This window comes from Cupriavidus sp. 8B (genome assembly GCF_054589115.1).
The window spans coordinates 93,298-119,642 of sequence record NZ_BAAILO010000322.1; the positions used below are offsets into that span (position 1 = coordinate 93,298).

The 26,345-nt window shown below is 66.8% G+C and carries 26 protein-coding genes and 1 tRNA gene; 14 read left to right on the forward strand and 13 right to left on the reverse strand.

All coding sequences use genetic code 11. From position 1 onward, the window contains the following. Nucleotides 1-51: 51 nt before the first annotated feature. Nucleotides 52-1,866, reverse strand: a complete 1,815-nt coding sequence (gene kdpA / locus ACYP5B_RS32575) for a potassium-transporting ATPase subunit KdpA (RefSeq protein ID WP_459572377.1) — start codon at nucleotides 1,864-1,866, stop codon at nucleotides 52-54. Between the two features lie 36 nt (nucleotides 1,867-1,902). Then, nucleotides 1,903-1,998 (reverse strand): potassium-transporting ATPase subunit F, encoded by a 96-nt coding sequence (locus tag ACYP5B_RS32580; protein ID WP_267606146.1) that lies wholly within the window; start codon nucleotides 1,996-1,998, stop codon nucleotides 1,903-1,905. Between the two features lie 447 nt (nucleotides 1,999-2,445). Between ACYP5B_RS32580 and ACYP5B_RS32585 the strand changes: the two genes are divergently transcribed. Continuing rightward, on the forward strand, nucleotides 2,446-2,871 hold the full coding sequence (locus tag ACYP5B_RS32585; RefSeq protein ID WP_267606147.1) for a universal stress protein: 426 nt from the start codon (nucleotides 2,446-2,448) through the stop codon (nucleotides 2,869-2,871). A gap of 20 nt (nucleotides 2,872-2,891) precedes the next feature. On the opposite strand, the gene ACYP5B_RS32590 is transcribed toward ACYP5B_RS32585, so the two are convergent. Together ACYP5B_RS32590 and pdxR are read right to left on the reverse strand one after the other, a co-directional pair. Further along, the gene (locus ACYP5B_RS32590) at nucleotides 2,892-4,859 is read right to left on the reverse strand and encodes an APC family permease (RefSeq protein ID WP_459572378.1); all 1,968 of its coding nucleotides are present in this window, start codon (nucleotides 4,857-4,859) and stop codon (nucleotides 2,892-2,894) included. Nucleotides 4,860-5,034: 175 nt separating this feature from the next. After that, the gene (gene pdxR / locus ACYP5B_RS32595) at nucleotides 5,035-6,510 is read right to left on the reverse strand and encodes a MocR-like pyridoxine biosynthesis transcription factor PdxR (RefSeq protein ID WP_459572379.1); all 1,476 of its coding nucleotides are present in this window, start codon (nucleotides 6,508-6,510) and stop codon (nucleotides 5,035-5,037) included. A 162-nt stretch (nucleotides 6,511-6,672) separates the two neighbouring features. On the opposite strand from pdxR, the gene ACYP5B_RS32600 reads away from it, so the two are divergent. Continuing rightward, the gene (locus ACYP5B_RS32600; protein ID WP_459572380.1) at nucleotides 6,673-7,368 is read left to right on the forward strand and encodes a pyridoxamine 5'-phosphate oxidase family protein; all 696 of its coding nucleotides are present in this window, start codon (nucleotides 6,673-6,675) and stop codon (nucleotides 7,366-7,368) included. A 14-nt stretch (nucleotides 7,369-7,382) separates the two neighbouring features. Next, the gene (locus ACYP5B_RS32605; RefSeq protein WP_459572381.1) at nucleotides 7,383-7,688 is read left to right on the forward strand and encodes a hypothetical protein; all 306 of its coding nucleotides are present in this window, start codon (nucleotides 7,383-7,385) and stop codon (nucleotides 7,686-7,688) included. Between the two features lie 39 nt (nucleotides 7,689-7,727). Here the strand turns inward: ACYP5B_RS32605 and ACYP5B_RS32610 are convergent, their stop codons facing one another. Beyond that, complete coding sequence (locus ACYP5B_RS32610; RefSeq protein WP_459572382.1) at nucleotides 7,728-8,549, reverse strand: inositol monophosphatase family protein; 822 nt, start codon at nucleotides 8,547-8,549, stop codon at nucleotides 7,728-7,730. A gap of 137 nt (nucleotides 8,550-8,686) precedes the next feature. On the opposite strand from ACYP5B_RS32610, the gene ACYP5B_RS32615 reads away from it, so the two are divergent. Genes ACYP5B_RS32615 through cysE form a run of 3 tightly spaced genes read left to right on the forward strand, consistent with a single transcriptional unit; the run spans nucleotide 8,687 to nucleotide 11,238 of the window. After that, on the forward strand, nucleotides 8,687-9,700 hold the full coding sequence (locus ACYP5B_RS32615; protein ID WP_459572383.1) for an RNA methyltransferase: 1,014 nt from the start codon (nucleotides 8,687-8,689) through the stop codon (nucleotides 9,698-9,700). A 4-nt stretch (nucleotides 9,701-9,704) separates the two neighbouring features. After that, nucleotides 9,705-10,286 (forward strand): PrpF domain-containing protein, encoded by a 582-nt coding sequence (locus tag ACYP5B_RS32620; protein WP_459572384.1) that lies wholly within the window; start codon nucleotides 9,705-9,707, stop codon nucleotides 10,284-10,286. A gap of 31 nt (nucleotides 10,287-10,317) precedes the next feature. Next, on the forward strand, nucleotides 10,318-11,238 hold the full coding sequence (cysE, locus tag ACYP5B_RS32625; RefSeq protein WP_318230752.1) for a serine O-acetyltransferase: 921 nt from the start codon (nucleotides 10,318-10,320) through the stop codon (nucleotides 11,236-11,238). 57 nt (nucleotides 11,239-11,295) lie between these two features. On the opposite strand, the gene ACYP5B_RS32630 is transcribed toward cysE, so the two are convergent. The 4 genes from ACYP5B_RS32630 to ACYP5B_RS32645 all read right to left on the reverse strand — a co-directional run bounded on the left by ACYP5B_RS32630 (nucleotide 11,296) and on the right by ACYP5B_RS32645 (nucleotide 14,053). Next, nucleotides 11,296-12,084 (reverse strand): UDP-2,3-diacylglucosamine diphosphatase, encoded by a 789-nt coding sequence (locus tag ACYP5B_RS32630; protein WP_400095620.1) that lies wholly within the window; start codon nucleotides 12,082-12,084, stop codon nucleotides 11,296-11,298. 82 nt (nucleotides 12,085-12,166) lie between these two features. Next, nucleotides 12,167-12,667, reverse strand: coding sequence for a peptidylprolyl isomerase (locus ACYP5B_RS32635; protein ID WP_267606156.1), 501 nt, complete (start codon nucleotides 12,665-12,667; stop codon nucleotides 12,167-12,169). Nucleotides 12,668-12,699: 32 nt separating this feature from the next. Continuing rightward, nucleotides 12,700-13,284 (reverse strand): peptidylprolyl isomerase, encoded by a 585-nt coding sequence (locus ACYP5B_RS32640; RefSeq protein WP_318230754.1) that lies wholly within the window; start codon nucleotides 13,282-13,284, stop codon nucleotides 12,700-12,702. A 70-nt stretch (nucleotides 13,285-13,354) separates the two neighbouring features. Beyond that, nucleotides 13,355-14,053, reverse strand: a complete 699-nt coding sequence (locus ACYP5B_RS32645) for a tetratricopeptide repeat protein (protein WP_400095618.1) — start codon at nucleotides 14,051-14,053, stop codon at nucleotides 13,355-13,357. Nucleotides 14,054-14,296: 243 nt separating this feature from the next. Here ACYP5B_RS32645 and cysS point away from each other — a divergent pair, with 243 nt between their 5' ends. The 7 genes from cysS to ACYP5B_RS32680 all read left to right on the forward strand — a co-directional run bounded on the left by cysS (nucleotide 14,297) and on the right by ACYP5B_RS32680 (nucleotide 21,673). Further along, a complete protein-coding gene (gene cysS, locus ACYP5B_RS32650; protein WP_400095616.1) occupies nucleotides 14,297-15,685 on the forward strand; it encodes a cysteine--tRNA ligase in 1,389 nt (462 codons plus the stop codon). Then, the gene (locus ACYP5B_RS32655; RefSeq protein ID WP_400095615.1) at nucleotides 15,682-16,605 is read left to right on the forward strand and encodes a DNA-3-methyladenine glycosylase family protein; all 924 of its coding nucleotides are present in this window, start codon (nucleotides 15,682-15,684) and stop codon (nucleotides 16,603-16,605) included. Before cysS ends, ACYP5B_RS32655 begins: the two co-directional genes overlap by 4 nt. 114 nt (nucleotides 16,606-16,719) lie before the next feature. Continuing rightward, on the forward strand, nucleotides 16,720-17,691 hold the full coding sequence (locus ACYP5B_RS32660; protein ID WP_006163150.1) for an acetyl-CoA carboxylase carboxyltransferase subunit alpha: 972 nt from the start codon (nucleotides 16,720-16,722) through the stop codon (nucleotides 17,689-17,691). Next, nucleotides 17,657-19,114: a tRNA lysidine(34) synthetase TilS gene (tilS, locus tag ACYP5B_RS32665; protein ID WP_459572385.1), complete on the forward strand. Its 1,458-nt coding sequence runs from the start codon at nucleotides 17,657-17,659 to the stop codon at nucleotides 19,112-19,114. Before ACYP5B_RS32660 ends, tilS begins: the two co-directional genes overlap by 35 nt. 164 nt (nucleotides 19,115-19,278) lie before the next feature. Beyond that, complete coding sequence (locus ACYP5B_RS32670; RefSeq protein WP_183030978.1) at nucleotides 19,279-20,529, forward strand: aspartate kinase; 1,251 nt, start codon at nucleotides 19,279-19,281, stop codon at nucleotides 20,527-20,529. Between the two features lie 150 nt (nucleotides 20,530-20,679). After that, nucleotides 20,680-20,773, forward strand: a tRNA-Ser gene (locus ACYP5B_RS32675). 357 nt (nucleotides 20,774-21,130) lie between these two features. After that, a complete protein-coding gene (locus tag ACYP5B_RS32680) occupies nucleotides 21,131-21,673 on the forward strand; it encodes a gamma carbonic anhydrase family protein (protein WP_400095612.1) in 543 nt (180 codons plus the stop codon). A 24-nt stretch (nucleotides 21,674-21,697) separates the two neighbouring features. On the opposite strand, the gene ACYP5B_RS32685 is transcribed toward ACYP5B_RS32680, so the two are convergent. The 3 genes from ACYP5B_RS32685 to wrbA all read right to left on the reverse strand — a co-directional run bounded on the left by ACYP5B_RS32685 (nucleotide 21,698) and on the right by wrbA (nucleotide 24,239). Continuing rightward, complete coding sequence (locus tag ACYP5B_RS32685) at nucleotides 21,698-23,119, reverse strand: FAD-binding oxidoreductase (protein ID WP_400095610.1); 1,422 nt, start codon at nucleotides 23,117-23,119, stop codon at nucleotides 21,698-21,700. An 86-nt stretch (nucleotides 23,120-23,205) separates the two neighbouring features. Beyond that, nucleotides 23,206-23,637 carry a DUF2069 domain-containing protein gene (locus tag ACYP5B_RS32690; protein ID WP_400095608.1) on the reverse strand — a complete coding sequence of 144 codons (432 nt, stop codon included), beginning with the start codon at nucleotides 23,635-23,637 and terminating at the stop codon, nucleotides 23,206-23,208. Beyond that, on the reverse strand, nucleotides 23,634-24,239 hold the full coding sequence (gene wrbA / locus ACYP5B_RS32695) for an NAD(P)H:quinone oxidoreductase (protein WP_267606164.1): 606 nt from the start codon (nucleotides 24,237-24,239) through the stop codon (nucleotides 23,634-23,636). The genes ACYP5B_RS32690 and wrbA overlap by 4 nt, the downstream gene beginning before the upstream one ends. Nucleotides 24,240-24,395: 156 nt before the next feature. Here wrbA and ACYP5B_RS32700 point away from each other — a divergent pair, with 156 nt between their 5' ends. Further along, nucleotides 24,396-25,760, forward strand: a complete 1,365-nt coding sequence (locus tag ACYP5B_RS32700) for a YihY family inner membrane protein (RefSeq protein WP_400095606.1) — start codon at nucleotides 24,396-24,398, stop codon at nucleotides 25,758-25,760. Nucleotides 25,761-25,772: 12 nt separating this feature from the next. Here the strand turns inward: ACYP5B_RS32700 and ACYP5B_RS32705 are convergent, their stop codons facing one another. Continuing rightward, on the reverse strand, nucleotides 25,773-26,090 hold the full coding sequence (locus ACYP5B_RS32705; RefSeq protein WP_459572387.1) for an Mpo1-like protein: 318 nt from the start codon (nucleotides 26,088-26,090) through the stop codon (nucleotides 25,773-25,775). Nucleotides 26,091-26,345 lie beyond the last annotated feature (255 nt).

The following is a 26,345-nucleotide window of genomic DNA, read 5'->3' on the forward strand; positions in this document are numbered from 1 at the left end:
TTCCTTCGATAGAGGCATCACTGCAAAACTGCAACCGGGGGCGCTCCCTGGCTAACCCCCGAACGGGATCGGCCCGAGATACTCGGCCAGCGGCCCAAGCGCTGCTACCGGCAGGAACAGCAGCGCACCCACGATGGCAATGGTGCCCAGCAGCAGCAGGCCGAAGGTCAGGGTGTTGTCGCGCATGGTGCCCAAGGTCGTCGGCGCCACCTTCTTGCGCCCGAGGAAGACCGCCATGGCGATCGGCGCGATGATCGGCAGGTAACGGCTGAACAGCATCACCAGGCCGGTCGACACGTCCAGCGGCACGGCCGACGGTGGCGGGGCCGGGTTGGCGTTGGGGCCATAGCTGACTGCCAGTCCATCGAAGGCGGATCCATTGTTGGCCGAGGCCGAGGAGAACTGGTAGGTGATCTCGGTGAAGGCGTGCGGGCCGGCATTGGGCGCGGCCTTGGGGCCCCAGTCGGTCGCGGAGACGATGCCGGTGGGGCCCAGGATCAGGATCGGATGGATCAGCAGCGCGATCATGGCCAGCTTCATTTCGCGCGCGCCGACCTTGCGTCCCAGGTACTCCGGTGTGCGGCCCACCATCTGTCCCGCCAGGAACACGCCCACGATCAGGAACAGCAACAGGTTGATCATGCCGACGCCCTTGCCGCCGAACACGCAATTGATCCACATGCCGATCAGCGGCGCGAGCCCCGCCATCGGATGCAGGCTGTCGTGCTCGGCATTGACGGCGCCGCAGGTCACATCCGTCGTGATGGCGGCAAAGGTCGCGCCGGCGGAAGTGCCAAAGCGTAGTTCCTTGCCTTCCAGGTTGCCCAGGTGCTGGTCCACCGGCAGTGCGGGCAGCGCCGGTATCGTCAGCATGGCGGGCGAGCCCGCTGCCTTGCCGGGCATCGGGTAGCTGCGCGCCACCGGATGCGCCGTCAGCGCGGGATTGGGCTGCAAGGCGTCCCAGTAGATCGTCCAGCCGATCAGGCTGACCATCATGGTCAGCATCACGCCGTAGATCACCACGGCGTGGCGCAGCCGCCCGAGCATGCGGCCGTACATCAGCACGAGCGCGAACGGGAACACCATCATGGCAACGGTGGTCAGCACATTGCTGGCCGCCGTCGGGTTTTCAAAAGGATGCGCCGCGTTCATGCCATAGAAGCCACCGCCATTGGTGCCGAGCATCTTGATCGGCACCACCGCCGCGACCGGGCCGACGATGATGGTCTGCGTCTTGGGCTCGCCATTGTCGGCCGTGCCCATCGCGGCTGGCTCCAGCGTGCTCACCTGGTAGGCGCTCTGGTAGGTCATGGGCGTGCCTTGCTGGATGAAGATCACGCCGCACACCAGCGCCGCCGGCAAGAACATGTAGATCACCACCCGCCACATGTCCACGAAGAAGTTGCCCAGGGCCGGCTCGCCGCGCAGCGCGCGGATGATGGCTGCCAGCGCGCACAAGCCAACCGCCGCCGACAGGAACATGTTCGGCAGGATGAAGAAGATCTGGCTGAAGTTGGAGAGGTGCTGGTCGCCCGAGTAGTGCTGCAGGTTGGTATTGGTGATGAACGAGATGACCGTGTTGAAGATGGTCGATGGCGCCAGCATGCCGCGGCCCATCGGGTTGAGCGGCGTGACGGGCTGCAGCGATAGCACCAGGTAGCCATAGACGAACAGCAAGCCGTTGAACACCAGCAAGGCCAGCGTGTATTGCTTCCAGTCCTGGGGCCCGCTATCGAGGCGCGCTTCGAACCAGCGCAGGCCCGGCAGCGGCCGGTACTTGCCATCCATGATCCACGCCATGTAGCGGCTGAGCGGGATCGACACGGCAATGGCGAGGGCCAGGATGAGCAGGGGGAGGGTCCACATAGGTCGCTCCGGGAAGTGACGGCGAATTTCGCCGCGCTAGAACCATTCCGGCCGGATCAGGGCCAGCACCAGGTACACAAAGACGAACAGGGACAAGCCCGCGGCAAGCCAGGTCATGGTGGGTATCTCCAATGCAATCGAGCCGCCCCGGCGGCCTTCAGATGCGTTCGCAGCCGAGCAGGAACAATCCGCACAGGCCGATGCCGGCAAGGCCCAGCGCGAACAGCAGGGGAAGCCATAAGAAGAGGTTCATGAGCGTGTGCTCCACGTCGCCTGAAGCGCTGTGCCGGCCCGTCGGAGGCTGATACGGGAGGGCGCGCGATATCTGCATTAGCTATAGCCGTGCCGGCGGCATCATGCGGTAAAGATGGGCGGGCCCGATGTCAAATTTCCGTAAACAAAAAAAGGCGGCGTGCCGCGGCGCGTTCGCGGATGAAGGATGTTTACGAAAAAAATATGCGGCAATCTGTGTCTTTACAGAATCTTTGCGGGATCCGAACTTATATGGAATCGAGATGACTGGCCGATACACGCCGGTCGCGAAACGATCAAGGATCGAGACAAGGGAAGGGGGTCGACATGCTGAGAGTTCTGGTACCCGTCAACGGCTCCGCGCACGCGCTGGATGCGGTGCGTCATGCCGCCTTCATGTTCCGGGACCGCTGTGTGTCCGAGGTGGTCCTGCTCAATGTCCAGCCGCCGCTGGAATTCGGCCGCGCCTCGGCCTTCCACTCGCTGGCCGCGTTGCGCAAGCTGGAGGAGGCGAGCGGGGAGGCCGCGCTGCGCGATGCACGCAGCATCCTGGACGACGCCGGGGCCAGGTATGTTGCGCAGATCAAGGTGGGCGACGTGGCGCACACCATTGCGCAGGCCGCGGCCGCGAACGACTGCGATGCCATCGTGATGGGCACGGCCGGGCGCACGGCCGTGGGCGCGTTGCTGGCGGGACGGCTGACCAACAAGCTGATACGCATGTCGAGCGTGCCGGTGACGCTGGTCAAGTAGCTCGCACTCTCACGGCACTCTCACGCCACGTTCATCGGCAGCAGCACCATCTGCTTTCCTTGCAGGTGCAGCCGTGCCTGAAGCTCGGCGGGGGTCTGGTTGTGCAGCCTGGCGGTGAGGAAATTGACGTGCTGGAAGATCAGCTTGCTGGCAAAGCAGACGCTGTTCGGGTACTCCGCCGTTACGGCATCGACCAGCGTCATGAACTCGAGCACCGGGTTTGTGCCGAATGCCGCGCGCGAATCGGCCGCCAGGCCGTGGCGCTGGCAATTGGCGACGTAGTAGCGCAGTGACTCTCCAATCGCCTGCTGAAGGTGGTGCAGGGTTTCCTGGCCCTCGTAGCTCTGCGCATCGACCTCTCCCACGGCCAGGAAGATCATGTTCTTGAAGTGTCCCGGAAACAGGCGCTCGACCCAGAGCAGTGCATGCATGCTGACGCCGCGGTGCTTGCCCACCAGTACGATCGCGGTGGGCAATGTGCGGTCGAGCGGCCGCACGCGGCTCGCATCGACCAGCGGCGGGCTGCCTGCGAACAGGGCATCCGCGCGGGCGAGCTCGGTGCGGGTGGCCGTGTAGTGCCGCTTGACCAGCACGCACAATGCGATCACCAGGCCCGTTACCAGCACGGTCAGCCAGCCGCCGGCGGTGAATTTTTCCACCAGCGTGATCACCAGGACCGTAGCGGTGACCGTCAAGCCCAAGAGGGACAGGGCGAAGCGCACGATCCAGCGCGGCTCGCCGCGATGGCGCCACCAATAGATGCACAGGCCAAGCAGCGACAGGCTGAAGGTCAGGAACACATTGATGCTGTACAGCACCACCAGGACCGCAACCTGGCCGTGCGTCCACAGCAGGATCAGCAAGCTGGCCACGCCCATGACGATGACGCCGTTCTGCCGCACCAGCCGGGCGGAGAGATCGCGGAAATGCCGCGGCACCCAGTAGTCCGCCGCCATGTTCGACAGCACCGCCGGGCCGTCCAGGAAGCCGGTCTGCGCCCCTACGAGCAGCAGCCCGGCCTCCGAGGCCAGGATCGCCGCGAGCAGCGCTTGGTGGGACCATGCCGAGCCGAAGCCGAGATGGTCGATGATGCGGTCGAAGACCACGGCGTTCAGCGTCTTGCCCTCCACCGGGGATGCGTTCCAAAGCATATACAGCAGGATGATCCCGCCCGCCGTGAAGGCCAGTGAAGTCGCCATGTAGAACATCGTCCACTTGCCGTTCGGCACCCGCGGCTCGGCCAGCATGTTCACGTTGTTCGAAACCGCCTCCAGCCCGGTGTAGGTACCGCCACCCAGCGAGAACGCGCGCATCAGCAGCGCAGCCACCACGATCGGCCCCATCGCCTGCGACATCCCGGACGCCTCGCCAATGGCGTTGGGCACGACCGCGCCAAGGTGATCGCCGTGCGCGGCAACGCCATACACGATCAGCCCGAGATGCAAGACCACGAAGGCCAGGAAGATCGGCATAAGCACCAGGATCGATTCCTTCATGCCGCGGAAATTGAGCCCCGTCATCATGACCACGATCGCCAGCTCGGTTGCCAGCTTGAGGGGTTGCGCCTCGACCGGCAGCAGGCTGAAGAACGCGTCGACGCCGCTGGCCAGCGAGGTCGCGACGGTGAGTACGTAGTCGACCAGCAACGCCGCGCCCGACACCAGTCCGGGGCGCGGCCCCAGCAAGGCCGTGGCCACGCGGTAGCCGCCGCCGCCGGTGGGGAACAGCTCGATGACCTGGTTGTAGCCGACCGCGATGATGAATACCGTGCTGGCGGTGGCAAGGGCAAGGAAGAGTGCCAGCGGCGTGTGGGTGCCAAGGGCCAGGAATGCCTCCTCGGGCCCGTAGCACGAGGAGGAAAGCCCGTCGGCGCCCAGCCCAACCCAGGCCAGAACGGGCACCACGGCGATCGCGTGGCGGGTTTCCGGCGCGAGCGGGTCGAGCGGCTTGCCGGCCAGGTGCCTCCACCACTTCGACAATGCCGCCATGTTCGCCACCTGGAATGCGATTTGGACGCGACTGGGACGCGATTGGGACGCGATTGGGACGCGATTGCGGCTGGCGGCGTCGCTGCCCGCGTGCCAGCACAGGGAGCTCGGCACTCCCATGGAAGTAATGTAGGCGGCGAGCGGGCCGATTCGCAAGCACGGGTTCAGCGCCGTGCTACGACGCCGGCTCGCCCCGCAGCGCGTCGATCACCTGTGCCAGCCGCGCGATCAGCCCGTCGATGGCGCCGGCCGGCACGCCGGCGTAGCCGAACACGAAGCCGTTGTACTGCGCCAGCGGCGTGCCGGGCAAGCGGTAGGTGCTCAGCGGCCGCACGATCAGTCCTTGCGCGCGGGCCGCGCGGGTGACCACGGTATCGGCAAGAGGCAGTTCCAGGCGCGCGGACAGGTGCATGCCGCCAGCGCTGGCCGATACCGTCAAGCTGCCGCGCAGGTGGCGCGCCAGTGCGGCCTCCAGGGCGTCGCGGCGCAGTCCGTAGCGCTGGCGCATGCGGCGCAGGTGGCGGGCGAACTGGCCGCTGTCGATGAAGTCAGCCAGTGCGATCTGCTCGGCCACGTGGCCCCGCCGGGTGATTTCGCCAAGCGTGCCGGCGATGGTCGCGGCCAGGTAGCGCGGCACCACCATGAAGCCCAGGCGCAGCGCCGGGAACATGGTCTTGCTGAACGTGCCCAGGTAGATCACCGGCGCATCCTCGCTGAGCCCCTGCACGGCCGAGAGCGGCACGCCGCCGCGGCGGAACTCGCTGTCGTAGTCGTCCTCGACGACCCAGGCGCCGGCGGCGCGGGCATCTTCGATGAGCTTGAGGCGCCGTTCCAGGCTGAGGATGGAGCCCAGCGGATACTGATGGGATGGCGTGATGTAGATCAGCCGGGGCGGGGCGTCGCGCCACTGCTCGGGGCGGGGCGCCAGTCCGTCCGCATCCACCGCCACGGGCTCGAGCACAAGCCCGGCCGACTGGAAGGCGGCCCGCGCGCCGCCGTAGCCGGGATTCTCGATCCAGGCCGTGTCGCCGGCATCGGCCAGGATGCGCGCGCACAGGTCCAGGCTGGTCTGCGTGCCGTCGGTGATGAAGACCTGGTCCATGTCGCAGCGCACCCCGCGCGAGACCTTCAGGTACTCGGCGATGGCGTGGCGCAGCGCGGGCTGCCCTTCGACCTTGCCGTAGCCAAGATGGCGGGGACCGAGCTGGCGCCAGGCGCGTTCGATGCAGCGCCGCCACGCGGCCAGCGGAAAGCCATCGAGGTCGGGCACGCCCGGCACGAAAGGCAGCAGGTCGTGCATGCCGTCGGCATCGCGCCGCAGTCCGCGCACGCGCTGCGACAACGCGGCGACGCGCTTGACCGCCCCCGCGCTGTGGCCGGCTTGCACCAGGCCCACGCGCGCCACCGTGGTGCCGTGCCGCGTCGGCACCACGAAGCCTTCCGCCGCCAGGCTCTCGTAGGCGTAGATCACCGAGTTGCGTGCCATGCCGAGCTCCGCCGCCAGCGTGCGCGTGGCGATCAGCTGGCTGCCCTGGGCGATCCTGCCGTCGAGGATGGCGCCGCGCAGGCATTCGTACAGGAGCCGCTGCTGGGTGAGCTTGCGGCCATCGAGCTGGCGCGTGAAGGTCGAGACCAGCAGGCCGTAGTCCATATCGTGGTTTCCGTGGTTTCCGTGGTTTCCGTGGTTCTAAAAACTGTGCGTAGGTTGGGTCTAGCCATGGTGCCACGAAAACCCTATCTTGGCTGCATCGCCGCAACGCGATGCATTGCCATGCGGCAAGCCCACCCCCCAACCCCATGACAAGGAGCCACCATGAGCCAGAAACCCATGCCGCCGAGCGAACGTACCCGCGTGCGGCGCGTTGCCGAGCGCGGCCATTACGATCGCGCGACCCTGCATGCGATCCTCGACGATGCTTACCTGTGCCACCTGGCCTTCACCGACGATCACGGCACCCACTGCATTCCCACCGCATGCTGGCGCGAGGGCGAGCACCTCTACATCCATGGCTCCAATGGCAGCCGCATGCTGAAGCTGGCCGCGACAGGCAGCCAGGTCTGCGTAACCGTGACGCACCTCGACGGCCTGGTGATGGCGCGATCCGCGTTTCATCATTCGATGAACTACCGCTCGGCGGTGATCTACGGCAGTTTTGAAGTGGTGGGCGGCGCGGCGAAGGCGGCGGCGATGGATGCCTTCCTGGAGCGCATTGCGGTGGGGCGTTCGGGCGAGGCGAGGCCAGGGGATGCCAATGAGCTGGCGGCGACCACGGTGTTGCGCATCGGGCTGGAGGAGGCGGCCACCAAGATCCGCAGCGGCGGGCCCAAGGATGACGAGGCCGATATGGCGTTGCCCGTATGGGCGGGCGTGCTGCCGCTGAGCCTGCAGGGGCAACGGCCGGTGCCGGATGGCTTGCAGCGCAGCGTGCCGGACTATGTGCGGCGCTGGGGGCAGGGCGCCTGCGCCGAGGCGGAGGTGCCGGACAGGACAGTCGCGGTGGATGCTTGAGCCGGCAGCACCCCATGGCCATCCCTGTGCTTTCACGTCGAGAGGCCATCGCGCTGCTGGCCGTGGTGGGGCTGCTGTACGGCGGGGTGTTCGGTATCGCGCTGGCTTACCTGGCGCTGACCACGGTGAACCGCGCACTGCCGGCCATGGCGACGTCGCTCGGCCTGCTGGGGGTGCCGGTGTTCGGCAGCCTGTGTTCGGCCCTGGTGCTGGGCGAGCCGCTTGGGCGGCCGCTGCTGGGCGCGATGGCGATGATCGTGGGCGGCGTGGCACTCGGCATCTGGCATCCTGCCGGGGCGCCGCCGCGCCCGTCACGCTGAGCGCGGCCAGGCGGCCGCGCTGCGTCGCTGCCGCGGTCCTTAGCGGGCCGGCTTGGCGTTGTCCACCGAGAACGGGGACAGCAGGCGCACCATCTGCGCGAACGCCTTGGGGTTGCCGGCCAGCACTTCACCCTGCTCGAGCTGGCGCGCTTCGCCCGAGTAGTTGCCCACCAGGCCGCCGGCCTCGGTCACCAGCAGCATGCCGGCGGCCATGTCCCACGGGTGCAGGCCTTGCTCGAAGAAACCGTCGGTGCGGCCGCAGGCCACGTAGGCCAGGTCCAGCGCCGCGGCGCCCGGGCGGCGCAGGCCGGCGCAGCTTCGCGTCATCAGCGCGAACAGTTCCATGTACTTGTCCAGGCCTTCCATGTCGCGATAGGGGAAGCCGGTGCCGATCAGGCAGTCGGCCAGCTTGTCGCGGCGGGACACACGGATGCGGCGGTTGTTCAGGAACGCGCCGGCACCCTTGCTGGCTGTGAAGAGTTCGTCACGCGACGGATCGTAGACGACGGCTTGTGCCGGCACGCCCTTGTGCAACTGGGCAATGGAAACCGCATACTGCGGGAAGCCATGGATAAAGTTGGTGGTGCCGTCGAGCGGGTCGATGACCCAGACGTATTCGCTGGTGGGTTCTTCGCCCTCGCCCCAGGACTGGCCGGACTCTTCCGCTAGAATGGCGTGATCCGGGTAGGCCGTGCGGATGATCTCGACGATCGCGGCCTCGGCGGCGCGGTCGACTTCGGTGACGAAATCGTTGTGCTGCTTGCGGGAGACCTGAACCCGGTCGACGTCCATCGACGCGCGGTTGATGACGGAACCTGCCTTGCGGGCCGCCTTGACGGCAATATTTAGCATCGGATGCATGAATCTCTCCAGGCCGGCCAAGGGTGCGCGGCCTGGCGCAAAAGGCCGGCGCGCTGCCCTTCGGGGCGGCTGACAACACAACGGATTGTAGAAGAACGGGCGCGTCGCTATCGCATAAAACGGGCGGCGCACCGAAGATGAAGCCTGAATTGTATATGAACCCGCAGAACCAGACGAGCGCGGACGCCAGCGGCGCCCCCGCCGCAGCCCCCGCCACCCAGGCCGGCCCGGAGCTTGATCCCCCATCTGGCGCGCCTTCCCAGGCAGTTTCCGCTGTCGCTGCGCAGGCCGCAGCCGCTGCGGCCCTGATGGCCCCCGCCGCGTTCGCCGCCGTGCGCTTCGTGCTGGTCGAGACCAGCCACCCCGGCAATGTCGGTGCCGTCGCGCGGGCCATGAAGACCATGGGTTTCGGTACCGAGCCGGGCAGCCTGGTGCTGGTTTCGCCACGTGAGCCGGCGGTGCGCGAGCATCCGGATGCCATCGCCATGGCCAGCGGCGCCGACGACGTGTTGGCAGGCGCGGTGATCGTCGAGAACATCGAGGCCGCTCTGGCCGGCACCGCTTACGCAGTGGCGCTCACTGCACGCCAGCGCGAGTTCGGGCCGCCCCGCCTGCTGCCGCGCGACGCGGTGGCGCAGGCCGGGGCCCGCATTGCCGCCCTGCAAGCCACCCCGCAAGCCATCCAGCAAAGCACCGCCGCCGCCGGTGCCCGCGTAGCCTTCGTGTTCGGCAATGAGCGTTTCGGCCTGCCCAACGAGGTGGTCGACCGCTGCTCGGCGGTCACCCATATTCCCGCCAATCCCGCTTACACCTCGCTCAATCTTGCCCAGGCCGTGCAACTGGTGGCCTACGAGATGCGCCTGGCGCTGCTGGAGGTGAGGGCGACGCCGCTCGCCGAGATCGGCTATGCTGGCGAACCGGCCACGGCCGAGCAGATCGAGGCCATGTTCGGCCACCTGCAGTCGGGGCTGGAAGCCATCGGCTTCCTCGATCCGGCCAGCCCGAAGAAGCTCATGCCGCGCCTGCGCCGGCTGCTCGCACGCAGCGGCCTGGAGCGCGAGGAAGTCAATATCCTGCGGGGCATCGCCAAGCACATGCTGGCGGCCGCGCAAGGCCCCGGCGCACGGGCGCCAACCAAACAGGAGAAGTGAGCAGGTGGAGATTCCGGCCTACTACATGCGTGGCGGCACCAGCAAAGGCGTCTTCTTCCTGGCTGACGACTTGCCCACCGATCCGGGCGACCGCGACGGCGTGCTGCTGCGCGTGATCGGCTCGCTCGATCCGCATGGCCGGCACAGCGATGGCATGGGCGGCGCCACCGCCAGCACCAGCCATGTCGTGCTGGTGCGTTCCTCGCAGCGTCCCGATTGCGATGTGGACTGCCTGTTCGGCGCGGTGGCCATCGGCGAGCCGCGCATCGACTGGGCCGGCAATAGCGGCGACCTGCTGGCGGCGGCGGGCCCGTTCGCGATCTGGCGCGGTTTTGTGCCCGCGCGCGACAGCGTCACCTCCGTGCGCATCTGGCAGCAGAACGTGGGCCAGGCCTGCGTTGCCCGCGTGCCTTGCCGCAATGGCCATCCGCTCGAGGATGGCGATCTTGCCGAGGACGGCCTGCCGTTTGCGGCGGCCGGGATCGTGCTCGACTACCTCGCGCCCGCGGGTGCGTCATTGCCTTCGCGCCCCACCAGCGCGCGCCGCCTGATGACCGGCCTGGTTCACGTGCCCGAGCGATGTTGATGGCAGGCGCCGCCTGTCCCGGATGTTCCACATGTCCCGCGGACCAGCCGGCGTCATTGCAGTCAATGTCCATGGCGGCAGCAGGGTAGCAAATCTCTTACACTCCCTGATCCCGTTTTCACCGGCCAATGACCATGCTGGCGATCGCGCGCCAGCCCTGGTGACCCAGGGCGCGCGGCGCACCGCGTGGCAACACGACACGACCAAGATGTTCACTCGCCTGAAGGAAGATATCGACGCCATCATGCGGCGCGACCCCGCCGCACGCAGCCGTCTGGAGGTACTGACCTGCTATCCCGGCTTTCACGCCGTGATGTTCCATCGCTTCGCGCATGCCTGCTGGAATGCAGGGTTTCACTGGCTGGGCCGCTGGATTTCGCACTGGGCCCGCTTTTTCACCGGCATCGAGATCCACCCCGGCGCCAAGGTGGGGCGGCGCGTGTTCATCGATCACGGCATGGGCGTGGTGGTGGGCGAGACCGCGGAGATCGGCGACGACTGCACCATCTACCAGGGCGTGACCCTGGGCGGGACCTCGCTCTACAAGGGCGTGAAGCGCCATCCCACGCTGGGTGCGAATGTGGTGGTGAGCGCCGGGGCCAAGGTGCTCGGCGGCTACACCATCGGTGACGGCGCGCGCATCGGCTCCAATGCCGTGGTGCTCAAGCCGGTGCCGCCGGGCGCCACCGCGGTCGGCATTCCGGCGCGCATCATCTTGCCGGACGCGCCCAGCGGGCAGCAGGGCGCCAAGCAGGAGTTCTCCGCCTATGGCATCACGCCGAACGCGGACGACCCGGTCTCGCTGGCGCTCAAGAGCCTGATCGACAACGCGGCGCAGCAGCACGAACGGCTGGAGACCGTGATGGCCGCGCTGGATCGCCTGGGCGAGCATCTCGAGAACACGCCGAACGACCGCTTCGATGCGAGCGAGTTGCGCAAGTTGATGAAGTGAGCTGACGAAGTGATTTGACGAAGCAGGCGGATGCAGCAGGAAAGGGGGGATTCGGCGTCAGCCCACTTGCGGCAGCACGCTGAATCCACCCGCGTCGAGTTGCAGCACGGCGGCGCGCGGCCGCTTGCCGTCGAGGTCCCAGTCGGTCAGCACCCAGCGCACGCCTTCCGGGCTTTCATGCCGGGCGGGGCGGTGGGTGTGGCCATGCACCAGGGCCGGCGCCTGGCTTGCGCGCAGTAGTGCGGCCACGGCCTGCGGGGTGGTGTCGCCGTAATCGGGCGGGGCATCGCGGCGGGCCTGTGTGCGGCCGGCCTCGCTGTCCGCGCGCAGCCGGCGCGCCACGCGCAGCCGCAGCGTCAAGGGCAGCGACAGGAAGACACGCTGCACCCAGCGTTTGCGGGTCCAGTGGCGAAACCGCATGTAGCGTGCATCGTCGGTGCACAGCATGTCGCCATGGCTGAGCACCACGCGCTGGCCGGCGCAGTCGATCACGGTGGGGTCGGGCAGCAAGGTGGCGCCTGCGGCGCGCGCAAAGCGCTGCCCCAGCAGGAAGTCGCGGTTGCCGTGCATCAGGTAGACCTTGGCGCCGCGCTCGGCAAGCCGGCGCAGGCTGGCGGCCACCTGCGCCGCGAAGGGGCTGTCGGTTTCTTCGTCGCCAACCCAGAATTCGAAAAAATCACCCAGGATGAACAGGGCGCGCGCCTCTTGCGCCGCGCGTTCGAGCACGTGCTCGAAGGACGCCAGCGTGCGCGGCATGCCGGGGGTGAGATGCAGGTCGGAAATGAACCACGCCGGCGCTGGCACCGCGAGGGCGCCGGCGGCCGGCGTGGATGGGGTCACAGTCATGCGGTTGGAAAGAGAAGCTGGCCTGACGTCATGGTGCGACCCCGCGGGGCTCGGTGAAACGTGTCCCGGGATGGCCAGTGGCTTATTCGACCACCACGGCCTTTTCGATGACCACGTCTTCGAGCGGCACGTCCTGGTGGAAGCCAGCGCTGCCGGTACGCACGCCCTTGATCTTCTCGACCACGTCGGTACCGTCGACAACCTTGCCGAACACGGCATAGCCGAAGCCTTGCGGGGTCGGCGAGGTGAAGTTCAGGAAGTCATTGTCGACCGCATTGATGAAGAACTGCGCGGTGGCCGAGTGCGGTGCGTTGGTACGCGCCATGGCAACCGTGTAGCGATCGTTCTTCAGGCCGTTGCCGGCTTCGTTCTCGATCGGGGCATCGGTGCCCTTTTGCTTCATGCCGGGTTCGAAACCGCCGCCCTGGATCATGAAGTTCTTGATCACACGGTGAAAAATGGTGTTGTCGTAGTGACCCTTGCGCACATACGACAGGAAGTTTTCAACCGACTTCGGTGCCTTTTCAGCGTCGAGTTCGATGGTGATGACACCCTGGTTGGTGTGGAGCTCTACCTTGGACATTGGATTTCCTTTGTTCGGTGTTTGTTCGGCGGTTATTTGACGACGGTAGCCGATTCGATCACGATCGGCGTGGCCGGCACATTGCGCATCGGGCCATACGAGGTGGTGGGCGCGTTCTTCATCTTGTCGACGGTATCCATGCCTTCCACCACCTTGCCGAACACGGCGTAACCATTACCGTCCGGCTGCGGATAGTCGAGACTGGAATTATCCACCACATTGATGAAGAACTGGGCGGTGGCGGAGTTCGGATCGCTGGTGCGTGCCATGGCCACCGTGCCGGCCTTGTTCTTCAGCCCGTTCTGGGCTTCCAGCGGGATCGGCGCGCGCGTGGGCTTTTGCTTCATGTCCCGGTCGAAGCCGCCGCCTTGCACCATGAAGCCGTTGATGACGCGGTGGAAGATGGTACCGCTATAGAAGCCGCTCTTCACGTACTCCATGAAGTTCGCGACGGTCTTGGGCGCGGCGTCCGGATAGACCTCGAGCGTGAACTTGCCGGCGCTGGTGACGAACTGCACCCGCTCGGTTTTTGTCTGCTGTGCCTGCGCGGCCAGCGGCGAGAGCGCCATGGCGGCGGCGGCGATGCCGGCAAGGACGAGGCGACGCGAAAAGATCATGCTTGACTCCGTGGATCGGGGAAACGATAGGGCCGGGCAGGGTCGCGGCCCCGCCCGTTGGGCAAGGTAATTAAGGTTTGGGCGCGGCGGCCGGCTCGCTGGCGGCCGCGCCTGGCTTGCGGGTGCCGACGGCCGGTGGCTGGGTGGCCGCGACAGGCTGCAATTGCTTGAGGCCGGCAGCGGCGCCCGCATCCTTGGGATTGCGGCGCAGGGCGTTGCGGTAGGCATTCTCGGCCATGCGGCGGTAGACATCGCCAAGGTTGGCATAGCCCACGGCGAAATCGGGCTTGACATCGATCGCGAGCAGCAATTCCGCTTCGGCGCGCTTCAAGTCCCCGCGCTTGGCATACAGCAACGCCAGGTTGTTGTGTGGTTCGGGCAACTCCGGGAAGTCCTGGGCCATGGATTGCAGCGCCGCAATGGCCTCGTCCTCGCGCCCGGCCTGGGCCAGGGCCCATGCACGCTCGAAGCGCGCCTGGGCATTGCGCGGGTTGGTGGCCAGCACGCGGTCGAAACGGTCGATGGCCTCGCCATACTGCTTCTGCGCCGCCGCCTTTTCGGCGTCCACCATGCCGGGGTCGGCCGAGCGCACGCCGCCGGGCGCGGTGCCCGGCACCGCGAGCGATAGCGGACCGTTCTGCGCGCGCGCGGGCGCTGCGACGGCAACGAGGCCTGCCAGGATCGCCGCCAAGGCGAAGGAGGCGGCCGCAAGGCGTTGGCGCGCGGGCTGGGATGAAGCGGTTGCTATGGTGGGCAGGAACAGGCTCATGTATGGGCGGTCCGTTATACTCCGCGGCATTCTAGCAAAGCGCGGGCATGCCGGCCCGGGTATCGGTGCGATGGCCTCGCCGCGCGGGCTTGCGGTACTGCGGCGCAAGGCGCGGCAACGGCCCACCGCGCCCGGGCGCTTCCGGTAAGATATGGGTCGCGCCAGGCTTTAGGCAGGCGCCAGGTAGCCGGTCTCGCGAATGGCGCGACAATGGCGCAATCCCTCATCCATTCACCTCGTTTCATGCATCCTCTGAATATCTACAACACGCTCGCGCGTGAAAAGCAGCCTTTCGTGCCAATCGAACCCGGCCGTGTACGCATGTATGTCTGCGGCATGACGGTGTACGACTATTGCCACGTCGGCCATGCGCGCGTGATGGTGGTATTCGACATGGTGCAGCGCTGGCTGCGCACCGCCGGCTACGACGTGACATATGTCCAGAACATCACCGATATCGATGACAAGATCATTCGCCGCGCCGCGGAGAATGGCGAGACCATCGGCGCGCTGACCAACCGCTTCATCCGCTACATGCACGAGGATGCCGACGCGCTCGGCATCCAGCGCCCGGACCATGAGCCGCGCGCCACCGACTACGTGCCGCAGATGCTCGACATCATCAGCAAGCTTGAATCCCGCGGCCTGGCCTACCATGCCAGCGACGGCGACGTGAACTACGCCGTGCGCAAGTTCCCCAACTACGGCCGCCTGTCGGGCAAGTCGCTGGAGGACCTGCGCGCCGGCGAGCGCGTGGCCACCAACGAAGCCAAGCACGATCCGCTCGACTTCGTGCTGTGGAAGTCCGCCAAGGAAAGCGAGCCCGCCGAAAGCAAGTGGGACTCCAAGTGGGGCTCGGGCCGCCCTGGCTGGCATATCGAGTGCTCGGCGATGAGCTGCGCCTTGCTGGGCGAGCATTTCGACATCCACGGCGGCGGCGCCGACCTGCAGTTCCCGCACCATGAGAACGAGATCGCGCAGTCCGAGGGTGCCAGCGGCAAGACGTTCGTCAACCTGTGGATGCACAACGGCTTCGTGCGCATCAATGACGAGAAGATGTCGAAGTCGCTTGGCAACTTCTTCACCATCCGCGACGTGCTCAAGGAGTACGACGCCGAGGTGGTGCGCTTCTTCATCCTGCGCGCGCACTACCGCAGCCCGCTGCACTACAGCAATGTCCACCTGGAAGACGCCCGTCACTCGCTGACGCGCCTGTACACGGCGCTCAAGGACGTGCAACCCGATGTCCTGCCGCTGGACTGGGAAGAGGCGCATGCGCGGCGCTTTGTCGACGCAATGGGCGACGACTTCAATACGCCGATCGCCATGGCCGTGCTGTTCGACCTGGCCGGCGAAGTCAATCGCACTGGTTCTTCCGTGATGGCGCGCCAGCTCAAGGGGCTGGCCGCCACGCTGGGCCTGCTGGGGCGCGATGCCCATGCGTTCCTGCAAGGCGGCAAGCCGGCCGATGGCCTCGAGCCGGAGCAGATCGAAGGGCTGATCGCGGCGCGCAAGCAGGCCAAGGCCGATCGCAATTTTGCCGAAGCCGACCGCATCCGAGCCGAGTTGCTCGCGGGCGGCGTGGTTCTCGAAGACAAGCCCGGCGGTGCTACCGAGTGGAGGCGCGCTTGAACGCTGCCGTGCGCAAGACGGCGACGCCCGCGGCGCCGTCCAAGACCGCTGCGACCACCAAGGCCAAGTCCGCGGCCAAGCCGCTGGCGCCCGCGAAACTGCTTAAGGCGAGCACGGCGGCGAAGGTGGCCAAGCCAGCCAAGCCAGTGAAGGCGGCCGCCAAGGAAGCTGGCAAGTCACTTGGCCCGGTGTTAAAGGCGGACGGCAAGCCCGCGCTCAAGACCGGCGCGCGCGCGGCCAGGGGGCCTGTGCTGCCTGAAGCCGAGGCGCTGCCGCTGCCGGTTGAAACGGTGGTGGATGCCGTGCGTCCGGCTTACTGGGATGAGGCCTGCGCCGACCTGATGAAGCGCGACCGCATCCTGCGCAAGATGATCCCCACCTACGGCCCCGCGCACCTGATCTCGCGTGGCGACCCGTTCATCACGCTGGCCCGGTCCGTAGTGGGCCAGCAGATCTCGGTGAAGGCCGCGCAGACGGTGTGGGAGCGGCTGGTGGTGGTCTGTCCCAAGCTCACGCCGGCGCAGATGCTCAAGGCGGGCCACGACAACCTGGCCGCCTGCGGCCTGTCGCGCCGCAAGGCGGAATACATCGTCGATCTTGCCGAGCATTTCAAGGCAGGGCGCGTGCATGTGAATAGCTGGACCGAGATGGATGACGAAGCCGTCATCGCGGAGCTGACGCAGATCCGCGGCATAGGCCGCTGGACCGCCGAAATGTTCCTGATGTTCAACCTGATGCGGCCCAATGTGCTGCCACTCGATGACGTCGGCCTGATCAACGCCATCTCGACGAATTATTTCAGCGGCGAGCCCGTCACGCGCAGCGAGGCGCGCGAGGTTGCGGCCAACTGGGAGCCGTGGCGCACCGTCGCTACCTGGTATATGTGGCGTAGTCTTGATCCCTTGCCTGTGACGTATTAGGCTGGAAGGCAGCAAAATTTGCACGGAAGTGCGCGAGACTGCATCCGCAGACTTGCGGTTTAGTGGGCGAATTCCGGTAGAATGCGCTCCTTCACAGACAGGTACGCGAGTCTCATGAAAACCACCTTCCTAGATTTTGAGCAGCCTATTGCCGAACTCGAGGCAAAGATCGAAGAACTGCGATTTGTGCAGGACGATTCGGCTGTCGATATCTCCGAAGAGATTTCGCGGCTGGCCGGCAAGAGCCAGCAGCTTACCAAGGACATCTACGCGAACCTGACCCCATGGCAGGTGGCACAGATCGCCCGGCACCCGCAGCGTCCTTACACGCTGGACTATGTGCGGGAGATCTTCACCGATTTCCACGAACTGCACGGCGACCGCGCCTTTGCCGACGATCTGTCGATCGTGGGCGGCCTGGCTCGCTTCAACGGGCAGGCGTGCATGGTGATGGGCCACCAGAAGGGCCGCGACACCAAGGAGCGCGCGCTGCGCAACTTCGGCATGTCCAAGCCCGAGGGCTATCGCAAGGCCAAGCGCCTGATGGAACTCGCCGACAAGTTCGGCCTGCCGATCTTCACCTTCGTCGACACCCCGGGGGCATTCCCCGGCATCGACGCCGAAGAGCGCGGCCAATCCGAAGCCATCGGCCACAATCTCTATGTCATGGCAGGCCTCAAGGTGCCCCTGATCGCCACCATCATCGGTGAAGGCGGCTCGGGCGGCGCACTGGCGATTGCCGTAGGCGACGTGGTGCAGATGCTGCAGTTCGCCACCTACGCCGTGATCTCGCCGGAAGGCTGCGCGTCGATCCTGTGGAAGACCGCCGAGAAAGCGCCGGAAGCTGCCGAAGCCCTCGGCCTGACCGCGCACCGCCTCAAGGCGCTCAGCCTGATTGACAAGATCGTGAGCGAGCCGCTGGGCGGCGCGCACCGCGACGTCAAGGGCATGGCTGCCATGCTCAAGCGCTCGCTGGCGGATTCGCTGCGCCAGTTCCAGGGCATGAGCGTGAAGGAGCTGCAGGCACGCCGTCATGAGCGCCTGCTGGCCTATGGCAAGTTCAAGGAAACCGGCGCACCGGGCTGACCCGTCCGCCGGCCTGACCGACAAGGTCGCACAGGCGCTTCAGGCCGGTGCGGCCTTTGTTGTTTCTGGCGACGGCGCGCGGGCAGGCACGGTGGCGGTGGCCCTTTCCGGCGGACGCGATTCGGTCGCGCTGCTGCACGCGCTGCGTGCGGCCGTGGTGGCGTCGTCGCTGCCGCTGCGCGTTGTCGCACTGCATGTGCATCATGGCCTGCAGGCCGAGGCGGACCAGTGGGACGCTTTCTGCGCCTCGCTGTGCAGCGACTGGCAACTGCCGTTTTTCAGCCGCCGCGTCACCGTGACCCAGGGGCAGGGCGAAGGGCTGGAGGCAGCAGCGCGGCGCGCGCGCTACGCTGCGCTCGAGGCCATGTGCGACGAGGCCGGGGCGCAACTGCTGCTGTTCGCGCATCACCTGGACGACCAGGTCGAGACCGTGCTGTTGCGCCTGTTCCGCGGCAGCGGGCTGGCCGGGCTTGGCGGCATGCCGCGCCTGCGCCGGCTTGGGGAGAGGCAGCAGATCGTATTGCTGCGTCCCTGGCTTGAGGTCGGCCGCGACGACATCGATGCGTACTGCGCCATCCACGCGCTCCCCTGGATCGACGATCCTTCCAATGACGATGCCCGTTTCGCCCGCAACGCGCTGAGGCAGCAGATGCCGGCGCTGGCTGCCGCGTTTCCTGCATTGCGTGCCAACGTGGCGCAGGCTGCAGCGCACCTGGCGCAGGCCGGCGAATTGCTCGACGCGCTCGCCACGCAGTGGATGTCGGGGCTGGTGCGCACGCCGCGCGATGCCAGCACGCTGGCCGAGCTGGATCTCGCGGGGCTGCGCGCGCTCGCGCCGGCCCAGGCCGATGCAGTGCTGCGCCTGTGGCTGCGCGAGCTCGGCACGCAGGCCCCGTCCACCGCGCGGCTGTCCGCCATGCGCGCGCAACTGATCGAACACGAAGGCGGCGAGCCCGCCATCCATCACGAGGCCCTGGTCTTGCATCGCTTCCAGGGGCGCGTGCTGGCACGCCGCGCCGGGCCGGCCATCGCGTCGGAAGACCTGGCGCTGCATTGGCAGGGCGAAGCAAGCCTGCCTGTGCCCGCGTGGCATGGCGAGCTGCGCTTTACGCGCGACGATACCTTCGGCCTGCCGGAAGCGGCACTGCGCCGCCCCATGCGCCTTGCTGCGCGGCAAGGCGGCGAGCGCATCGTGCTGCGCCCGGGCGGGCCCGCGCGCGCGCTCAAGCAGGCCTACCAGGAAGCTGGTGTGCCGATGGCGCGCCGCGCGCGGCTGCCGCTGCTGTGGTCTGGCGACCAGCTTGTGTTCGCGGCTGGCCTGGGCATGCACCGGCGCTGGCCGGATGCGCCGGCCGCGCCGCGCTGGCGTGTCGAATGGGTCGAGTGGGTGGATGCGCCGGGCCACATCGCGCCGATCGATTAAGCCTCGGTAAGCCGCCTTCGGGCCGCTTTCAGGCCGCTTTCTGGCCGCAGCAACCCTTGCGCGCCACTTGCCGCGGCCGTCGTCCGATGCCCTCACGCCTTGCCTTGGGTCGCCCCTTCGTGTATTTTCAGGGGTTTTGCACAATCGCTGGTGTCGACAAACAGATGGCTCTCATCGTTCACAAATACGGTGGCACTTCGATGGGTTCTCCGGAACGCATCAAGAATGTCGCCAAGCGCGTTGCCAAATGGCATCGTGCAGGTCACCGCGTAGTCGTGGTGCCTTCGGCCATGTCGGGCGAGACCAATCGCCTGCTTGGCCTTGCTAAGGAAATTTCGGCGCAGCCGAGCCCGCGTGAGCTGGATATGCTGGCCGCCACCGGCGAGCAAGCCAGCTCCGCCTTGCTCGCGATTGCGCTGCAAGGTGAGGGCGTCGACGCGATCAGCTACACCGGCTGGCAAGTGCCGGTGAAGACCGACTCGTCCCACACCAAGGCCCGCATCGAGTCCATCGATGACGAGCGCATCCTGGCCGATCTCGACGCCGGGCGCGTGGTGGTGGTCACGGGCTTCCAGGGCATCGACGACAACGGCAATATCACCACGCTGGGCCGTGGTGGCTCCGACACCTCGGCAGTGGCGATCGCCGCCGCCATCGAGGCTGAGGAATGCCTGATCTACACCGACGTGGACGGGGTCTACACCACCGATCCGCGCGTGGTCGAAGACGCTCGCCGCCTGGACCAGATCACCTTCGAGGAAATGCTGGAAATGGCCAGCCTGGGCTCCAAGGTGCTGCAGATCCGTTCGGTGGAATTCGCCGGCAAATACCGCGTGAAGACCCGCGTGCTGTCGTCGCTCACCGACCCCCTGATGCCCCTCGAGCAAGAAATGCACTCGGGCACGCTGATCACTTTTGAGGAAAATTCTGAAATGGAAGCAGCCGTCATCTCCGGCATCGCCTTTGCCCGTGACGAGGCGAAGATCACCGTCCTGGGCGTGCCCGACAAGCCCGGCATCGCGTACCAGATCCTGGGCCCGGTTGCCGACGCCAACATCGACGTCGACATGATCATCCAGAACCAGTCCGTCGACGGCAAGACCGACTTCACCTTCACCGTGCCGCGCGGCGAATACCAGCGCGCGCTCGCCATCCTCAACGATGGCGTGAAGGCCCATATCGGCGCTGCCAGCGTATCGGGCGACCCGAAGGTGTCGAAGGTCTCGGTAGTCGGCGTGGGCATGCGCTCGCACGTCGGCATCGCCAGCAAGATGTTCCGCACGCTGTCCGAAGAAGGCATCAACATCCAGATGATCTCCACCTCGGAAATCAAGATCTCGGTGCTGATCGACGAGAAGTACATGGAGCTTGCCGTGCGCGCGCTGCATAAGGTGTTCGAGCTGGATCAGGCGTGATCCATGCGAAGCAGGCCGCGTGCGGCCTGCGCTTCTGACGGGCCGACCAAGTTTTTTAAATTAGTCATCGAATCACCGTTGACCAATTGAAATTGGCCCGATAGAATACGCGCTTCGTTGTGTGGCCTCCCTCACACAACGGCAGATTTGGGAGACGTGGCCGAGAGGTCGAAGGCACTCCCCTGCTAAGGGAGCATCCGGGCCAAAACCTGGATCGAGGGTTCGAATCCCTCCGTCTCCGCCACTACACATCGTATTGGCGGCGGAACCCCGGAAGATTGCGGTCTTCCGGGGTTTTGTTTTTTGTGGCGTCGAATCGCGCGAGCGTGCGGCATGCGCGTTTCGGCGCGGAGTGGCACAGCGATTGCCACTAGATGAAATCGCGCGGCAGCGCGATGAACATCGACGACGGCGCCAGCCGGACCTGAGCCAGGTGCTGGAGCGGATGGCGGGCTTCATCAAGGACCGCGTGGGGCACGGCTGAGAGCGAAGATCGGATTAGAATGCGCGTGCCAGCGCATGTTCACGCCTGACCCGGCGCCACCCCGGCGCGGCGGCGCATGCGTTTGATTGGCGGCTTTCAGGTTTTCAGGCTTACATCGTGACCATTCGCAGCTTCCAGGGCAAGGCCCCCCAACTCGGCGACCGCGCGTTCGTCGACCCCAGCGCCGTCGTGATCGGCGACGTAGAGATCGGCGCGGACAGTTCCATCTGGCCGCTGGTGACCATCCGAGGCGACATGCATCGCATCCGCATCGGCGCGCGCACCAGCGTGCAGGACGGCAGCGTGCTGCACATCACGCATGCCGGGCCGTTCAACCCCGAGGGCTTTCCGCTCACCATCGGCGACGACGTGACGATCGGGCACAAGGCGCTGTTGCATGGCTGCACGGTGGGCAGCCGCATCCTGATCGGCATGGGCACCATCGTGATGGACGGCGCGGTGATCGAGGACGAAGTGATCCTCGGCGCCGGCAGCCTGGTGCCGCCGGGCAAGGTGCTAGAGAGCGGGCATCTCTATGTCGGCAGCCCGGTGAAGCAGGCGAGGCCGCTGACGGAGAAGGAGCGCGGTTTCTTCCGCTATACGGCGGCCAACTACGTCAAGCTGAAGGACCAGCACGTGGCGGAGTTGAAGGGCACGTGAGCGCCTGCCCGCCGCCGCATTCGCCTAGACCACCTTGCCCGGATTCATCCGCCCCTGCGGATCCAGCGCCTGCTTGATCGCCCGCATCATCGCCAGTTCCACTTCGCTCTTGTAGCGCCGGTTCTCTTCACGCTTGAGTTGGCCGAGCCCGTGTTCCGCCGATATCGATCCCCGATGCGCGTGCACACTGTCATGCACGATCAGGTTGATGGCTTCCGAATTGCCGAGGAATGCATCATGGCTCTCGCCCACCGGGGGCGAAACGTTGTAATGCAGGTTGCCGTCGCCAAGATGGCCGAAGGTGACCATGCGCGCGCCGGGAAAGGCTTGCTGGATCAGGGCGTCGGTGGTGTCGATGAAGTCCGCGATGCGCGAGATGGGCAGGGCGATGTCGTGCTTGATGTTCTTGCCTTCGTCGACCTGGGCGAGCGGGATATGCTCGCGCAGGTTCCAGAAGTCGCGCGACTGCTGCACGGATTCGGCGACTACCGCGTCTTGCACCACGCCGGCTTCGAAGGCGGTTTCCATCAGCGCTTCGAAGATGGCGCGCGCATGGTCTTCGCTTTCGTTGTCGGAGAGCTCCAGCAGCACGACTTGCGGATGCGGCCGGTCGAACGGATAACGCAGTTGCGGGTAGTGGGTCGTGACCAGCGACAGGCACCGCTCCGACATCAGCTCGAAGCCGGTGAGCATGGCGCCGGCGCGCTGCTGTGCGATAGCGAGCAAGGCCAGCGCCGCGCGCGGGTTGGCCACGGCGGCCAGCGCGGTGACGCGGGCGCGTGGCAGCGGGTAGAGTTTCATCACGGCGGCGGTGATGATGCCGAGCGTGCCTTCCGCGCCGATAAAAAGGTCGCGCAGGTCGTAGCCGGTGTTGTCCTTGCGCAGGCCACGCAGGCCGTCCCAGATCTCGCCGGCAGGCGTTACCACTTCCAGCCCCAGGCAGAGCTCGCGCGTATTGCCATAGCGCAGCACGGCCGTGCCGCCCGCGTTGGTGGAGAGGTTGCCGCCGATGGTGCAGCTGCCTTCCGCGGCCAGGCTCAGCGGGAACAGCCGGCCGTGCTCGCGCGCGGTGTCTTGCAACTGCTGCAGGATCACGCCGGCTTCCACGGTGATGGTGTTGTTGAGCGGGTCCACCTGCCGCACCCGGTTCAGGCGCTGCAGCGAGATCACCACCGACGCGGGTTCCGCCTGCGGCGTGGCGCCGCCGCATAGCCCCGTATTGCCGCCTTGCGGCACCACGGCCAGCTTGTGCGCGTGGCAGGCGTGCACGGCGGCGGCGACTTCCTCCGCCGAGCCCGGCCGCAATACCGCCACTGCCTCGCCCGTGTAGCGCTTGCGCCAGTCGGTCAGGTAGGGGGCCTTATCGGCGGCGTCGGTCAGCACGTGCTGCTCGCCGAGCGCGGCGCGGCAAAGGGCAAGGAAGGAGTCGAGGTGCGAGGCGTTCATGGCGGTGGGTCCGGGAGGGCGGCCGCCGTGGCGGCGGCCGCGCTGGGATGGATCGGTGCGGGCTGACGGCGAGCTCGCCGGCGTGGTCATTTGCCGGGCTTGGCCGGCTGCAGGGCCTTGGCGCGGCGCTTGTAAGGGCGCAGGTAGAGGACGGTGCCGAAGAAGAACACAAGCGTCAGCGCGACCTCGATCCACGCCAGCGTGGAAGATGGCGCGCGGTCGCTGGTGGCGCGCACGATGCCTTCGGTGAAGAACAACAGGATCAGCATCGAAGACCACTGCATGGTGTAGCGGTTGCGGGTCAGCACGCCGCGCAGCGGCAGCAGCAGTGGCAGGAACTTGAGGATCAGCCAGGAGCCGCCAGGACGCAGCGGCGCCAGGAACCATTCCCAGGCGATGCACAGCACGATCAGCGCAATCAGGCTGCCCGCGCTCAGGCGCCACAGGGCGGCGTTGTGCAGCGCGCCGTCGCTGGCGTTGGCGGCGGACGGTGCCGCGGGGTTCGGGGCGGCGCTCATGCGCGGCTCCCGCCGGCCAGCCGCAGCGCGGTCTCGGCCAGGCGCTTGCCCATGGCGCGCGCGAGCGCGGCTTCATCCTCGGACACCGGCGCGCTGTTGTCCACGCGCGCGTGGTGGCTCGGACCGTAGGGCGTGCCGCCGCCGGTGGTGGTCATCAGCGCGCTTTCCGAATAGGGCAGGCCCATGACCAGCATGCCGTGATGGAGCAGGGGCAGCATCATCGACAGCAAGGTGGTTTCCTGGCCCCCGTGGAGGCTGCCGGTGGCGGTGAACACGCAGGCGGGCTTGCCGGTGAGGGCGCCCGACAGCCACTGGGCCACGGTGCCATCGAGGAAGTACTTCATCGGCGCGGCCATGTTGCCAAAACGCGTGGGGCTGCCCAGGGCCAGGCCGGCGCATTCCTCCAGGTCGCGCAGTTCCGCGTACGGCGGGCCATCCGCGGGGATATCCGGGGCGGTGGCTTCGCTCACTGTCGAGACGGGCGGCACCGTGCGCAGGCGCGCCTGCGCGCCGGGCACGCTGTCGACGCCGGTGGCGATGCATTCGGCCAGCTTGCGGGTGCTGCCGTGGCGGCTGTAGTAGAGGACTAAGAGTTCGGTCATGGACAGGGCTGCGGCGCCCCACGGGTAACCGGGGGGCGCCAGGATGGGGCGGTCCCGGGAGGCAGGCCGGGTTTGTGCCTTGCGCGGCGCGCGAAGGCAATGCGCGTATTATAGTTGCGGCCCCGCCACTGAATCCGGTTAGGAGTTTGCCCCAGCATGTTTGCCGCCCGCATCGTTCGCCTGCGCAGGGAATGGAACCTGCAAAAACTGCGCGCGCTCACCCGCTACGCGCTGCGCCGCGCCGGCGAAGGCCGCTTGCCGCAGGTCGCGGCCAGCCTGACATTCACCACGGTGCTGGCGGTGGTGCCTGTGCTGACGGTGGCCTTTGCCTTGCTGGCGGCCTTCCCGGTGTTCCGCGAGTTTCGCAGCGAGACCGAGTCATTCCTGTTCCAGAACCTGATTCCGGGCAACGTCAGCAATTCCATTACCAGCTACCTCGGCCAGTTCGCCAAGAACGCCAAGGGCCTGACCGCCGTGGGCCTGGGCGGCCTGATGGTGACTTCGGTGCTGACCATGCTGACGGTGGAGGACGCGCTCAACGCGATCTGGCGGGTCAAGCAGCGCCGCCCGCTGGCGCAGCGCGTGCTGGTCTTCTGGGCCGTGCTGACGCTGGGCCCCGTGCTGATCGGCGCCAGCCTGTCGATCAGCTCCTACCTGATCTCGGTCTCGGCCGGCTATGTCGGCACCATGCCGTTCGGGCTGGGGCTGGTGGTGAGCCTGACGCCGGTGCTGCTCTCGGCGGTGGCTTTCGCCTTTCTCTACACCGCCGTGCCCAACGCCAACGTGGAATGGCGCGATGCGATTGCCGCCGGCCTGGTGGCGGCGCTGGCCTTCGAGCTGGCCAAACGCGGCTTCGGTTACTTTGTCACCCATATCCCGACCTACACCGCGGTCTACGGCACCTTTGCCGCGCTGCCGATCTTCCTGCTGTGGATCTACCTGAGCTGGCTGGTGACCTTGCTGGGCGCCACCATCGCCGCCAACCTGCCGGTGATCCGGCAGGGCTACTGGCGCCGCCGCACCTTTGCCGGCAGCGAGTTCTTCGACGCGCTTGGCGTGCTCTACCTGCTCTACCGGGCGCGGGACGAAGTGCCGCGCAGCGTCGGCGAGCTGGACCTGGGGCGCAAGCTGCGGGTCGAGGCGGATTACCTGGCGGACCTGCTGGGCAAGCTCAAGGCCATGCATCTGGTCGGCAGGCTGGCGCAGGATCGCGGCCAGGCGCACTGGGCGCTGCTGTGCGACCCGGGGCAGGTGACGCTGCGCACGCTGCACGACCGGTTGGTGCTGAACCTGCCGCGCCTGCCGCGCACGGCCCTGGCGCAGCAGCTGCAGGGCGCCGATGCACTCAAGCAGGTGCTGGACAACCCACGCCTGGACCAGCCGCTGGAGGCGGTTTTCCGGCGCCGGCAACAGGATCAGCAGGGGCAAGCGCAGGCAGGGTCGGCAGCCCAGGAACGCCCGGCCGATCCCGCACGGCGCACCCTTGAGGTGGTGCCGCCCGGCTGGCACGGCCAGGTTTGATAGCCTCGTGGGCTAGAAGGGAATCCTGCCGCGCCACATCTCGCTGTACATGACCCAGTCGCCCATCAGGCTGTAGAGCGGATGGCGGAAGGTGGCGGGGCGGTTCTTCTCGAAGGCGAAATGGCCGACCCAGGCGAAGGCATAGCCTGATACCGCGGCCGCTGCCAGCCACCACCAGTTGCCGCTGAGGATCAGCGCGAGCAGGCACAGCAATGCCACTGTGGAGCCGGCGAAATGCAGGCGGCGGCAGGTGGGGTTGCGGTGTTCGTTCAGGTAGAACGGGTAGAAGGCGGCGAAATTCTCGAACTCACGGGGGTGGGCCTGGGGCATGGCGGGTTCCTGTGGGGGGTTCGGGGGAGGTTTTAGTTTATGTGGGGTGTGGTGGCGGCTGCAACTGCAACTGCTTAACGTCAAAAGCAACTGCAGTTTCACCACCCCTGCGGGGCGGCGACCTACTTTTTTGTCTTGCCAAAAAAGTAGGCAAAAAAGGCGCCGGATGGGGCGACACCCCCTCGGGATTCGACGAAAAGAGCGGCCGGGACCCAAACTCGCATCGCCTTAAGGCGATACTCAGACATGGGTCCC